Consider the following 14,364-nt stretch of genomic DNA (forward strand, 5'->3'; position numbering starts at 1 on the left):
TTATTTCTCTTTATAATAATCTACATACCAATTAGCGAATCTCTGTAAACCTTCTTCAATGGAAGTTTTTGGCTTAAACCCTACAGCTTGTTGTAATAAATCTGTAGATGCGTATGTTGCGGGTACATCCCCTGGTTTAATAGGTTCAAATACTTTATTAAATATCACTTCTCTGCCAGTAGCCTTGCTTAAACACTTTTCTAATGTTTCAATAAATACCATTAACTTTTCTGGGCTGTTGTTTCCTATATTAAACACCTTATGAGGAACCGCTTCTGTCGGTGCTTTACTTAGAAGTCTCTCAATACCCTCAACAATGTCGTCTACGTAAGTAAAGTCCCGATAAAGATCGTTTTTAAAATCACCATTATTAAATATTTTAATAGATTCACCAGCAAAATATTTCTGAGTAAATCCGAAATATGCCATATCTGGACGACCCATTGGACCGTAAACAGTAAAGAAGCGTAGACCAGTAGTCGGTATCTTATACAGATGACTATAAGTATGCGCCATTAGCTCATTCGACTTTTTCGTAGCTGCATAAAGCGATTCCGGATGATCCACAACATCTGATTCTTCAAAAGGAACCTTTTTATTAGACCCATAAACTGAGCTAGATGAAGCATATACAAGATGGTCAACTGGATAATTTCTACAAGCTTCAAGAATGTTAAAGAAACCTACAATATTGCTTTGAATATACACATCTGGGTTCTCTATAGAGTAACGCACTCCAGCCTGAGCTGCAAGATTCACTACAATATTCGGTTTATATTCTTCAAAGATCTTTGTAATCTTGTCCTTATCTGATATATCAACTTTTATGAATTCAAAACGGCTAAATAACTTTAGTTGCTCTAAGCGAACGTGTTTGAGGTTGACATCATAATAATCATTTATATTATCAACACCGATCACACGGCTCCCTTGCTCCAATAACCTTTTAGATAAATAAAATCCTATAAAGCCAGCTGCTCCAGTAATTAGATATGTTTTTGTGTGATCTACAGGTATATCATTCAAATAGCTCGCCCCTTCAACTATCTTCCGATGGAATAATACTCCACGCCAGCTTCTTTCATATCTTGAACACCATACAAATTCCTGCCGTCATACACTAACGGCGTTCTCATTAAATCTTTATAAACTTCCGGCTCTATTGCTTTAATTTCTCCCCACTCAGTAAATACAAAACAGACATTCGCACCTTCAAGAGCATCTTTTATGCTCTCAACATATTTGATACTCCCCTTACCGTTCCCACCTTCTGGGTACTCCTTAGAAAAATTCACTTTACCTACAGGATCAAAAGCATAGATTTCTGCTCCCTGATTTAATAACAAAGGTATATTTTCTAGCGAAGCAGCTTCTCTTAAGTCATCGGTCCCAGGTTTAAATGTCAATCCTAGCACCGCTACTTTTAGACCGTTAAAGGTAATAAGTCTTTTAGATGCTTTTTTAAACAGAATTGTCTTTTGGCTAGTATTGACATCAATAGCTGCTTTAACGGTTTTAAGCTCATATCCATTTTGTCTCGCTAAGTACTCTAGTGCCTTCGTATCCTTAGGAAAACAGCTACCTCCATAACCAATACCTGCATTTAAGAACTTGCTTCCGATGCGTTCATCAAACGACATTCCTCTTGATACATCTTGAATATCTGCTCCTACCAATTCGCAAAGATTAGCAATATCGTTCATGTAAGATATTTTCAGAGCAAGAAAATCGTTAGATGCATATTTGATCATCTCTGCAGATCTTCTTTTAACAGATACAACTGGGATATTAAACGGCTCATAGATTTTCATAAGAATATCTTCTGCCCATTTGCTCTCAGTTCCAATTATGATTCTTGCTGCTTGCAAAGTATCTCTAACAGCTGTTCCTTGCGCTAAAAACTCTGGATTAGATGCTACTTCAACTCTGATGTCTCTACCTACTCCATTACCGTTACCAACAAGTTTTTCTCCTTCACGAGGTAGAAAATCATGTATAAACTGCTGCACCTTATCATTTGTTCCTACAGGAACAGTAGATTTAACCACAACAAGGCAATCTTTTTCTATTGTTTCTGCTATTTGTCTTGCAACTGTAGCTATGTATGAAAGATTAGCCGATCCATCAGGCTGCTCAGGAGTTCCAACACCAATAAATATCGCATCTGCTTCTTTATAAGCTGACTTATAATCAGTAGTATATTCAAGTCTACCTGCTGCATAATTCTTTTGCATAAGTTCTTCTAAATCTGCTTCATAGATTGGTGACACACCAGATTTCATCAACTCAACTTTGTTTTCATCGATGTCCACACAGGTTACTTGATGACCTACTTCGGCGAAACATACGCCTGCTACTAAGCCGACGTAGCCAGTTCCAGCTACTGCTATTTTAAACATAATGATCCTCCTTATTCTATGAATTTTTCAATAATAGCTTTGCATTTTTAATAGTACTAGAAATATCCTTGCGTTTCGCTACTAGATATACTCCATAAGCAACCGCATATATGATAACTGCGATCCATGAGTTCAAAAACCATCCAGTTAAAATAAAAATAAATGTCATAACAACTTCCATAGATATATCTTTTAATACTGAAATCCCCAGTATTCTTGACAAAATCACCTCTGATAATATGCATTTAAATGCTATCAGAACCACAATTGATACAATTGCCATATCTAAATTCTTCAAGATAACTGTAGTTATTACAGTAATTACAATGCTTAATAATAAAGTAATCATATTTACCTTCAACATTGTTTTTTCTTTCCTTAGCGTTTTAAGATAAGTATTTATTAGCAAAGACATCTTCCCTTCATACACACACATAGGAAAAATAATTGCCATGTACATTAAACTATCTGCATATTGGGGTAACCAGTTTGATAAAACAACTTTAAATGGAAAATACACTACTAAAACACCTAACAAAAAAATCATTAATAATGATCTTAGATTCTTATAAATATTTGGTAATTTTTTCTCATCCGTTCTCCGAAGTAATGGAAACATGATTATTCCAATAGCATTTACAAAGAGCATTAAAAGATTCGAGACACTTAATGTTAAAGAAACCTTTCCAAATGTAGATACATCCCAAGCTCGTTCTATACCAAAACGAACGACGCCTATTATCAGCATACTGGCTATAGTTGCAAACATTAGCTTTATACCAACATTTATATTCTCTATAGTCTCAGCCCAACTGATATAAAAAGTATGAACTTTGCGAAAGACAATATCCCTACAACAATACATTGCATATGCGAGTGATATCACTTTTCCTATCAAATCAGCAACGATCATTAATTTATATTCTCTAATACCAAATAATAGAAATATAACAATTATAATGCAATAAAGTATCCTGTCTATCATTGTGATTTGAGCATACTCTTTAATCCTATTAGTTCCTTGTAAAATATATAACAGTAAAAATCTTAGGTTTACTGCTAAAAGACATATAGCTATCATGTGAAAAATAAAAATCTTGTTTGCGTCCGAAAGTAATACATATGAACCAGTAAATATAATGATTGATATTATTAGCTGCAAAACAAACAGCATGTTGAATTGTGAGAAAAAAAGAGTTTTATCAAGGTCTTTGTATTCCCTCCCTCCAAACCTAAGATAAATACCATCAATCCACCCGAAATGCAGAAAGCCTACATATGAAGAATAGAATAAATATAACTGCCAGTACCCATACTCTTTTACTCCTATCAACTTTGGTATTACCAGAATTATTAGGATAGAAACTGCCAAGGATACTAGGTTGGATACTAACGTATAAGAGAAACCTTCAAGAAAATTTTTCAGTCTACTATTCAACTTTTCATCCCCGCATTCTGTGATTCCTTGCAATCCCAAGCCTAATATTTAGAGAACAAAATCAATAATTTCAAAAATAAAGTTCCCTTAAATGTTTTTCTTCTTAATTGTTGATTTAACAAAGCTTTAATCTTATAATATATAGAATTCTTATAATTAATAATTTCTTGTAGCATCTTATAATCTTGTGAAGATATCAAGTCTCCATAACCTTCTAAAATCTCCGAAATCATATCCGAATGGAAATTTCTGTTAATATTTAGTTGTTTTATTTTTATTTTAAATACCTCTAATAAGGACCTCTGACTTCCGAAAACATTATTATTATGTTGTCTATAAAGAATGTATGAATTAGGATCATAAATAACTCTTCCAGTAAATAAAATTATTAGTGGTACCCAAAAATCATGTGCATATTCTTTTTTTGCTTTATATCTATTAATTATTTTTTTTGCTTCTAAATTAAATACAATTGTACATCCATGTGCAAAGCCTTGTGCTAATGCTTCAGTTTTGCTTTTAGGTAATATAGATTCTCTACTATGGAGCATTCTAATATACTTCAACTCATTATCAACTAACTTACAATTCGAACAATACATAACTGCTATATTAACATCTGACTTAATAGTTCTTATTTGTTCGGAAGCTGCAATTAGCTTATTCGACTCCCAAACATCATCTTGGTCGGCAAATGCGTAATAATCAAATTCTCCAGACAATTCTATTAAATTAATAAAACTCGATTTGTAACCTATATTATCCCCAATTACAAACTTTAAGTTAGGTTGATTCTTAGAATATTCATAAAGAATATTAACCGTGTTATCAGTTGAACCATCATCTCTAACTAAACAATGAACGTCTACTCCTCTTTGACTAAAAATACTATCAAGTTGTTCTTTGATATAATGCTGCCCGTTATATGTAGATAGCAGAACTTGGAATTTCTTCATTATGTCACCTCAATTTATAAAACGATATTAATAAATCTTAGGTCAATTAATTTCTTCCTTTTTATTCCCATTCACTCATAGTTTAAAATTTTCTTCCTTGTGAAAAAGCCAATCCAAAATATCAATTGAATCCATGTTGATAGTATTGAAAAATACTTGTCGTCAAAGAATTGGTTAATTAACGGAAAATATAGAATAGAAAGTACTGCTATAAAAAAAGGTTTAGTTGTTTTAGTTATTACAGCCTTTTTATAAATGAATCCATAAATCATTCCTAGAATCACTTGTATCACAAAGGCATAAATCAAGCCATAATCTGAAGTATAATAATGTAGGACTGAATACACATTTGTTATATCACCATATACATAAACGAACTCTTGAACGGTTTTTGCTGCTGTTAGATCATATCCTGCTCCGTTTAATAATTCAGCAAAAAATCTAAAAGTATTAGCTCCATACAAATATTCCCGTGTGGTTTCTATCCATTGAACGAATGCTATCATCGAAGTTGAGAAGTACACTCTTAATTGTTTTATTATAAATTGCGAAGTATTACTTCTATCTTCATAAACATATTTCATATATGCAAAAACAATAAAAGTAGTAAGAATAATTGATATAAGAACTAGCAATATGACAATAATTTTTTTGTTTGAGTATTTTTTAATAATAATATTGCTAAAAAACAAGGCTAATACTAACATGAATATAATCCCTCTGTTACCGGCTGTTAATGAAAAAAACAACGCAATAATAAAAGTGATTAGAAAATAGTTCCGATTTTTCTTGTTTGGATTATTAAAATAAACTATCCCACAAATAACAGAAAAAGATATTATAGCATTCCTTGAATATGATATAATAATTCCTTCGTGAAACATTCCTGTTGCTTTTCCAATACTCAATGTTTGAAAAATATTAAACGAATAATTCCCGGTGACATACACTCCAACTTTAAAAAGGAAATATAAAAATAGAATAATCTCTACCAACATAGCAATTTTTATAAAAGATGGATTAAAGTTCAGTTTCTTTAGAGATTGCTTTTCAACAGAAAGCTCTTTCTTTTTATTCCTTACAACAAAAGAGAACCCTACTATAAAACAAAGAAGCGCTACAAAAAAAGATGAATAATAGACACTACTTAAATCGACAGTATTTCTCCTTAAAAGCAATACAAAATACATCACGGTCCAAATAGCACTAATAATAAAAGAAGGTGCAATAACATCCTTGGATTTCTGCCAAGTAAATATCGCTAATAATAAACAACCAATTATGCTTGCATATACCATTAATGTTATCCTCTCTATCTATCGTACCTTGCGGATTTTTATCCGCTTCCTCTTATCCCATCCTAAATCTTTTATTTCCATTTAAATTTATATACTCAATCTTCAGATACAAACAGAGGTATATTTATAGAATTCGAATTATCAATAACAAACAGTTTATCATTAAAGCTAATATAAGTATTGATGTTATCTTTCATATCAATATCGGGGCTAAAAAAACTACAACTGAAGCATATTTAAACAATTTCAATTCATTCCCACTTCTCTAAATAAAATCTTTGTAACCAGTACGATGTTTGTTTGATATCATAACCAGATTGAATAAGCTCATTCACTATATTTGTTCTTTTGTAAGTATTACGTAAATCAAGTATTTTTCCCGCCCAATAAGTAGAAGGCTCATTTAATGAAATAAATTCAACGATTCCAGAAATATTCGTATCTTTAGGAATAGTGTCAGCTACAACGCAAAACAATCCAGAAGCCTGCGCTTCGATTACTACAATACCTAATCCTTCATATAATGATGGAAATACAAAAGCATCCATTGCTTGCATAAGTTTGGGCACATCAGAACTAACACCGACAAAAATAATGTTATTTAAAATCCCCAGTTTAGAGGACTTTTCTTTAATATATTCTATTTCTGCACCATCACCTACAAGCATTAATTTAGCGCTAGGTTCATTCTTATATACTTCGTAAAATACTTCAACTAAGAATTCATGATTTTTAGTCGGATGGAATCTTCCAACGTGCCCAATAACAAAATTATTTGAAATATTATATTTCTCTCTAATTTGGTGTCTTGTTTCATTACTAAAAATAAATTTTTTAGTATCAATAGCATTTTTAAATATAAAAAAATTTTTCTTGTTCAATATTTTTTTCCCAAATAGCCATTCTCCTGCCTCTTTTGAACAAGCAAAGAAATAATCTGCAAAGTATCTGATTGGATACTGCATTATATTTTTCACGATGGCTGATAATCCTTTACCAGAGGATGTACTGTGACTATGTGATATGGTTTTTAATCTGTACATTTTAGCAATTTTCAAATAAATAGAAGCTGTACTTCTTACGTGCCCATGTATAATTCTATATTCGGAATGATCTTTAAAAAACTTATTCCACGATTTCAAATACCACGCAATATTCCACCCTTTAAAAATAGGAAGAACATGTATTCTCCCACCTAATGCTTTTATTTCATCAGCGAAAAAAAGTTCGTTTTCTCTATCGATAATAAAGTCAAATTGTATTTTTGTTTTGTCAATGTTTCTATATAGATTCATTACCATTGCTTGAGAACCGCCATTGTTCAAGCTACCTATCACATGTAAAATTCTAATCATAAATTGATTCCACCTACTTATGTGTAAATACAGTCGTCTCTCTTTTTTGAACAATAGTCTGGTTACTAGAGTAATTACCTTTAATAATAGATCCAGCTCCTACAACACAATTATCACCAATTGTAGTTCCTCTTAATATAACGACATTTGCACCAATCCAAACGTTATCTCCAATTTCAACTGAAGTAGTTTTATAGAGATTTTTTTCAAATCCGTCTTCATTTTGATAATCATGATCATGATCATAAATCAAAGTATTAGGACCAAATCGCACATTTTGTCCAATAGATATCCTTTTGTGACTTACTATCATACAATTATGATTAATAAATGTGTTCTTTCCAATTATTATTTCCGCTCCTGATCTAGCACGTATTTTTGTTCCACTTTTTATATTTATCTTTCTACCTAACGTAATTGAAGCTTTTCTTCCAATTTCTAATTCCGTAAATGGAGAAACCAGATTAAATAGGGTGAACTTGAAATTTTTTATGTGAAAAAGTTTTATTAAACTAAACTTAATAAATGAAAATACTAAAGAAACTATAGCTATTGCATACTTTTTCATTTTACCTCCAACTCAAAACAAGAATTAATACATTCTTCAAACAATCTCTTCGATTTTATCCATATAAGCTTCAATAACTATCTTTCGATCAAATTCCTTTTCTACTTTCAATCTAGACTCACTTGCCATTTGTAATTTTTCAGCATATGATAAGCCAATAAACTTTTCAATTTTTTCCACTAGATCTTCAGTGTGTTTTGCCTTGAATGTAAACCCATTACTTCCCTCATTTATAGTTTCCCGACAACCTGGAATATCAGAAGCTATCAAAGCACGTCCTGTAGCTGCTGTCTCCAATAAGACATTTGATAAACCTTCTCCACCATGAGAAGCTTGAATAATACAATGGGAATGCTCTATAAATGGCTTTACATCTGACTGATACCCTAAGTAGCGTATGTATCCTTTTTTGCTGTAGTCTTCAATTATTTCATTGTAATGTTGATGAGTTGATTCAATAAAACCAATAACATTAAAGATAGTCTCTGGATATTTCTCTTTTATAATCTTAGCAGCTTCTAAATATTGATCTATTCCTTTGTCCTTCATAATTCTCCCAATAAAAATAAAGGTGATTGCCTGGTCTTCTGGTGGAAAGGGTTTAACCTCAAAGTCATTCAAATTAACTCCTGATCCTGGAATTAATTCATGATTACTTGTAATAGTGTTACTCTCTAATAAAGTATTTCTATCCTCAGTATTTTGAAAAAATACACAATATGACTTTTTCAAACTAACTTTGTAGAGAATTGATAAAAACTTTTTCAAGACCGGATTTTGATTAAATCCACTTCCTAATCCAGTAATATTGTTAATACATGGTATTTTCAGCAATCTACAAGCTAATCCACCATAAAGATTTGGTTTTATAGTATAGGTAAGGACTACATCCGGGTTTACTTCCCTAAGAATTCGCATGTAGTGTACAATAAGCTGAAAATCAGAAACGGGATTAGTGCCTCTTCTGTCCACTTTCGTCTCTAAGAACTTACACCCCCAACCCACCATGATTTCTACTTTTTCGTCCTCTGGAAGCGAAATGTAAACTTCATATCCTTCCTTCAGCAAATTTTGTATTAACTCTTTACGAAAATTGTAGATTACGAAACCATGATTCCCTAGTAGCAAAACTTTTTTCTTAATCAATTTTCTTCACCTAATTACATACTTATTTTTATAGATTCTTCAAAGTCCACAACACAGTACTCGAATGATGGGGAAATTGCACGATCATAAACTTTATTACCAAAAATCTTATTAATCGTGTTTATTTTATATGATAATCCTTTCAGAAAAGGATTAAAAATTTTCGTAAATACGATTTTTCTGTCCATTTCTAATGCCATTATTCTAATGATTTCGGATGTGCTTACATAATCTTTATTTTGCGGAAAAAAAATACCTTCCAATGATTTATCAACAGCTATTCTAAGAAATTCACATAAATTATTTATAAAGATCATACTTCTTTGGTTTATTATATTTGGAAAAATAGGTGATTTTTTAGTTAATTGCTTTAGTCTAGGAAAGTTCCCTTTACAATTAGGACCATATACCATTGGTGTTCTGACACAAACTGTTTTAAAAATGGTATTGTTTAATTTTTCAATTTCAATATCAGCTTCCAACTTGCTCCTACCATAAAAATCAATTGGGGTAGGCAAAGAATCCTGGGTAACTATTTTATCCTCACCTATTTTGCTATCTGCCCCATAAATAATCATACTGCTCATAAAAATAAACTGCTTAACGTGTTCTTCTTTTGCCTTTTCCGCAACTTCAATCGCCAAATCGCGGTTAACTTTATAATATTGCTGTTCCATACTTGGGTCCGTAGATACATGAGCAATTCCAGCAACATGGAGTACTACATCATAAATTGAAAAATCATGTTCCTTCCATTCCGTACCTCTAACCGATAGCTCCACGACTTCGTATTGATCTGGCCATTGTTCCAGCCACTTTATAAAATTTGTACCCACATAACTACCTTTACCAGTTATTAATATCTTTCGTTTACTCATCTTATAAAGTTACTCCTTTAGTAGAAGACACTTCCTGTTTTGTTGTTCCTTCTTTTACACCATCAGACTTCAAAACACTTAGAATCGTCATAAAAAATACCTTTATATCAAACTTAAAAGAAAGACTTGCAACATACTCCCCATCCAGACTCGCCTTCTTCTCAATAGGCAATTCATCTCGACCATTAATTTGAGCCCATCCAGTCAACCCAGGTTTAATATCATTAGCTCCATATTTATCACGTTCAGCAATCAAATCATATTGATTCCATAATGCAGGGCGAGGTCCCACGATACTCATTTCACCTTTTAGGATATTGATAATCTGAGGTAATTCATCCAAGCTTGTTTTTCTTAGAAACTTTCCTACTTTAGTAATAAAGAAATCAGGATCTTCCAGTAGATGCGTTGGCATGTCTTGTGGAGTATCTGTTCGCATCGTTCTAAATTTCAGAATATAAAATTTTGATTTATTTTTACCTAATCGTTTTTGTTTAAATAATATAGGCCCTTTGGAGGTCGTCTTAATTACGATCGCAATAATTAAAAAAACTGGCCATAATACTAGCATCCCGATTAATGCTAATAGAAAATCAATGGTTTGTTTCACGTAAACATAAGGTTTCATAAGTTCACCTGATCCTTTAAGTTACTATCTCTTCATATATGTAGATCATCTCTATGCCAAATGAGCATAGAGATGATGTTCTTACTACTCTCTTAATTCGCCATCTTCTCAGCTATATCTTTACCCGCCTGAAGCTGTGCTTCAAATTCACTTTTATATTGACTAATAATTTCCGTACTATAGCCATTGCTGTTCAGTTTTTGTTCAGTGTCAGCAACTATACTATTAAAGCTAGCAGTAAATGAGGCAAGTTGTTGCAACCCTTTTTCTTTAATACTTTTCTTACTCGCTTCATCTGTCGCTCCAAGATACTCAAACCCAATACTCATTAATGTCGATTGACTTTGATTTTTAAGCGCCGTAAGCTTAGCTTCTGTGTCACTAGTGATAGTTTCATATGAAACCTTTCCAGTTCCTGCAGAACCACCACCTGGTGCACCTGTTGTATCCGTTGGCACTGGTGTCGCTACTGGAGATGGGTCCTTAACATTGTCATTGTTTGTCGATCCATTAGTGGTTTGTTCCTGATAAGCCTTGGAAGCTGCAGTAATGGTCTTCGTCTTCTGATCCCAGCTAATGTTATGACCTACAGATTCCGATAAAAAACGTAGAGGCACATATAAGGAACCATTCAGGATGAAGCTAGATTGACCTGTAGGCAAAGCCTTGGTTGCATCGTTAAATACATAACTTGCCTTAACTTGATTGAGGACAATATTCTTCGCTGCTGCTGAAGTACTATTCCCGTTCTTTGCATTCATTAGATATTCTTTAATCACAACTAGCTCTGAGCTGCTAGGCTCTGCTACGGTAACTTTAACGTTTTTAGCATCCCAAGCTACGCTCTTCTGTAAAGCATATGACATAAACCGTAATGGAACATAAGTTGTATTGTTGTACATGAATACATACTGACCTGCGGGTGGCTGAATACTCACACCGTCAAAAATCAAATTCACGTTCATACTTTGCACTTTAATCGTATTAGTTGCAGCCTTAGGCGTTGCACTTGGTACTGCCGCTGCTGATACTGATATAGGTGCTGATGCTGTTAAGGGTGCTAAACCAATTGAAGCAATTAACGATAAAGCCACGACTGATAATGTTGCTTTAGACATATTTATTCACTTCCCTTTTCTTTCGCTTTTAATTGTTCTTCTTCAGCAATGATTTGGTCATGTGTTTTCCCTTGACTGACTCCGTACTTCTTAGCAATCTGAGAAAGCTCATTGTACTGCTCTGTGGATACTTTACCTAGGATGATACTGCGCGCCTCACGCTTCTCCTCAGTCGTTAAGCCACCCTTTGCCAAATCTTTAAGACGATTAATATCCGATACACTAAGCTGACCAAGCACAATAGAAGCTACATCAGCTTTATCCTTAATCGTTACATTCTCTTGAATTTGCTTAGCTTTATCCGTGGAGACCTGTGCTGTATAACCATCTTTTTGTTCTGATGATGGAGCTTTGGTCGGTTCACTAGTAGTAGAAGCTGTTGTTTCTCCACTAGGTTTATCGTTATTTTCACTACTTTGATTACTACTTCCCTCATCATTTGCTGGTGGAGTAGTAGGTACCGCGGACTCTACAGGATCGACATTACTAACATCAACTGTATCAGTTGTCGCTATTCCTTGGTCCTGACCACCACCAACATTATCCTCAGACTCCAGATCAAAACCATCTACCATTGAATTCATCAGCTTATCGACAGCGTAATTCGCGGCGAATAAGCCGCCAACACCCAGCACTACAATAACTGACAGCGTCCATAAAAGGATCTTTTTCCATCGTTTGTTGAACACTTTATATCCCCCTTTATGAATAGTTAGCTAATAGCAACTTGGGCAACGGGCTGCATTGGTACAATCTGATTGATAATTTCGCGTATGACTTCTGGTTCCTCAGCGAGAACACGTTCCAAACGTTTAAACTCCAGCTCTAACTGATTCAGACTTATAACATTAGGTTTACCAATAAAGATTCTTCCATGATCGGTTGAGCCTAGATTTTCTTCATCTGTAAGCAACTCTTCATAGAGCTTCTCACCCTCACGAATACCGGAGAAATGAATATCAATGTCCTTATAAGGCTCATATCCAGAGAGCGTAATTAAGTCTTCCGCTAACGTTAGAATCTTAACTGGCTCTCCCATATCCAGAATGAACACTTCTCCACCTTTGGCGAAAGAACCAGATTGGATGACAAGCTGTACTGCTTCCGGAATCGTCATGAAATAACGCACCATTTCTGGATGTGTCACAGTGACTGGACCTCCGGCAGCGATCTGCTGCTTAAAGGCTGGAATTACACTACCACGACTGCCAAGAACATTTCCAAAACGCACAGCAGAAAACTTCGTTTGACTTGTGGTGTGCAGGCTCTGCACATACATTTCCGCAATCCGTTTAGTGGCACCCATTACGCTGGTTGGGTTAACCGCTTTATCAGAAGAGATCATTACAAATCTCTCGGCACCATATTTATCTGCACAATCCGCAACATTTTTGGTGCCAAAAACATTATTTTTAATGGCTTCCGAAGGGTTCCGCTCCATTAAAGGAACGTGTTTATGTGCTGCTGCGTGAAAGACTACATGCGGTCTATGGCCACTGAATATGTCCATCATCCGACTGCGATCCTGCACATCTGCTATCACGGTCACAATGTTTAACTCCGGAAAACTCTTACGAAGTTCCATTTCAATCGTGTAAATACTATTCTCACCGTGTCCAAGTAACAATAGCTTGTCCGGACCAAAAGGAGCAATCTGCCGACATAACTCCGAACCAATAGAGCCGCCAGCCCCCGTAACTAACACCGTCTTATGATGTACATAACCTAAAATACTGTTTAAATCAGCTACGATCGGCTCACGACCTAATAAATCTTCTACGCTAACATCGCGAAGTTTCTTAACTGATATTTTCCCAGCGATCAGATCATTAAGAGCCGGTATAATCTTAAGCTTTGCTCCAGTCTTTTTGGCAAGATTAATAATTTCAGAAATCTCAGTACGTGAAACAGAGGGCATGGCGATGATTATCTCATGAATTTCTCTTTCTTTCACAATAGCTGGGATTGCATAGCGATTTCCAATTACAGGAACACCCATAATATACATATGGTATTTATTCGCATTATCATCAATGAAACCGACTAATTTGGTATGCGCAAAAGAGGGTCCCATCATTTCCCGAGCAATTAATATCCCACAATCACCAGCACCTACAATTAGTGTATGGGTCTTAGTGTCTTTGTAATTGATTCGATCATTATGAAGTACTCTCCACAAAAATCGGACTCCACCTACTAATAAAAGAATAGTCTCCATCGACCGAACTTCTATGGCAAGAGGTACTCTATCCGGCAAAATTAGATATGCCAGTGCAAATGAAAATAAAGACCCTACTACAATAGCTTTAGAAACCGATATAATTTCACCGATGCTGGCATATTGCCACATTCTTCGGTAAAGACCGAAGTATATCAGGCTTCCACCAAATGCAAATGTTGCAATCAAACCAAATTGCAGCATCTGTACAACGTATTCCTGAAGAGCATGGTTAGGGTACCGAAACAAATAAGATGTCACAATACTGAACCAAATGATCGCAAGATCAATGAAGAATAAAAGAATCACTCTAGATTTCGCTGTCATTTTCAGTGCCTCCAAAAATAACATTTTTAATTATG

Annotated in this window: 13 protein-coding genes; all 13 read right to left on the reverse strand. The window is 34.2% G+C overall.

The features are described 5' to 3' along the window. The 13 genes from NSQ50_RS24915 to NSQ50_RS24975 all read right to left on the reverse strand — a co-directional run bounded on the left by NSQ50_RS24915 (position 1) and on the right by NSQ50_RS24975 (position 14,329). A complete protein-coding gene (locus NSQ50_RS24915) occupies positions 1–1,026 on the reverse strand; it encodes an SDR family NAD(P)-dependent oxidoreductase (RefSeq protein ID WP_076224612.1) in 1,026 nt (341 codons plus the stop codon). A 17-nt stretch (positions 1,027–1,043) separates the two neighbouring features. Further along, a complete protein-coding gene (locus tag NSQ50_RS24920; protein WP_076224614.1) occupies positions 1,044–2,399 on the reverse strand; it encodes a UDP-glucose dehydrogenase family protein in 1,356 nt (451 codons plus the stop codon). Positions 2,400–2,415: 16 nt separating this feature from the next. Continuing rightward, the gene (locus NSQ50_RS24925; RefSeq protein WP_340949783.1) at positions 2,416–3,870 is read right to left on the reverse strand and encodes a lipopolysaccharide biosynthesis protein; all 1,455 of its coding nucleotides are present in this window, start codon (positions 3,868–3,870) and stop codon (positions 2,416–2,418) included. A gap of 8 nt (positions 3,871–3,878) precedes the next feature. Continuing rightward, positions 3,879–4,793 (reverse strand): glycosyltransferase, encoded by a 915-nt coding sequence (locus tag NSQ50_RS24930; protein ID WP_076186097.1) that lies wholly within the window; start codon positions 4,791–4,793, stop codon positions 3,879–3,881. A 71-nt stretch (positions 4,794–4,864) separates the two neighbouring features. Further along, positions 4,865–6,091, reverse strand: a complete 1,227-nt coding sequence (locus NSQ50_RS24935; protein ID WP_076186099.1) for an O-antigen polymerase — start codon at positions 6,089–6,091, stop codon at positions 4,865–4,867. 251 nt (positions 6,092–6,342) lie between these two features. Further along, the gene (locus NSQ50_RS24940; protein ID WP_076186101.1) at positions 6,343–7,446 is read right to left on the reverse strand and encodes a glycosyltransferase family 1 protein; all 1,104 of its coding nucleotides are present in this window, start codon (positions 7,444–7,446) and stop codon (positions 6,343–6,345) included. A 13-nt stretch (positions 7,447–7,459) separates the two neighbouring features. Continuing rightward, the gene (locus NSQ50_RS24945) at positions 7,460–8,014 is read right to left on the reverse strand and encodes an acyltransferase (protein ID WP_076224617.1); all 555 of its coding nucleotides are present in this window, start codon (positions 8,012–8,014) and stop codon (positions 7,460–7,462) included. 36 nt (positions 8,015–8,050) lie between these two features. Beyond that, positions 8,051–9,160: a glycosyltransferase family 4 protein gene (locus tag NSQ50_RS24950; RefSeq protein WP_370511391.1), complete on the reverse strand. Its 1,110-nt coding sequence runs from the start codon at positions 9,158–9,160 to the stop codon at positions 8,051–8,053. 14 nt (positions 9,161–9,174) lie between these two features. Beyond that, on the reverse strand, positions 9,175–10,038 hold the full coding sequence (locus NSQ50_RS24955) for an NAD-dependent epimerase/dehydratase family protein (RefSeq protein WP_076186105.1): 864 nt from the start codon (positions 10,036–10,038) through the stop codon (positions 9,175–9,177). A gap of 1 nt (position 10,039) precedes the next feature. After that, positions 10,040–10,666, reverse strand: a complete 627-nt coding sequence (locus NSQ50_RS24960; RefSeq protein ID WP_076186107.1) for a sugar transferase — start codon at positions 10,664–10,666, stop codon at positions 10,040–10,042. A gap of 92 nt (positions 10,667–10,758) precedes the next feature. After that, a complete protein-coding gene (locus NSQ50_RS24965; protein WP_076186109.1) occupies positions 10,759–11,784 on the reverse strand; it encodes a copper amine oxidase N-terminal domain-containing protein in 1,026 nt (341 codons plus the stop codon). A 2-nt stretch (positions 11,785–11,786) separates the two neighbouring features. Continuing rightward, positions 11,787–12,473, reverse strand: coding sequence for a hypothetical protein (locus tag NSQ50_RS24970; RefSeq protein ID WP_076224620.1), 687 nt, complete (start codon positions 12,471–12,473; stop codon positions 11,787–11,789). A 23-nt stretch (positions 12,474–12,496) separates the two neighbouring features. Next, complete coding sequence (locus tag NSQ50_RS24975) at positions 12,497–14,329, reverse strand: polysaccharide biosynthesis protein (protein ID WP_076224623.1); 1,833 nt, start codon at positions 14,327–14,329, stop codon at positions 12,497–12,499. Positions 14,330–14,364 lie beyond the last annotated feature (35 nt).

Origin of the sequence: Paenibacillus sp. FSL R10-2788 (assembly GCF_038003885.1) — a bacterium.
Lineage (GTDB): Bacteria > Bacillota > Bacilli > Paenibacillales > Paenibacillaceae > Paenibacillus_AQ > Paenibacillus_AQ odorifer.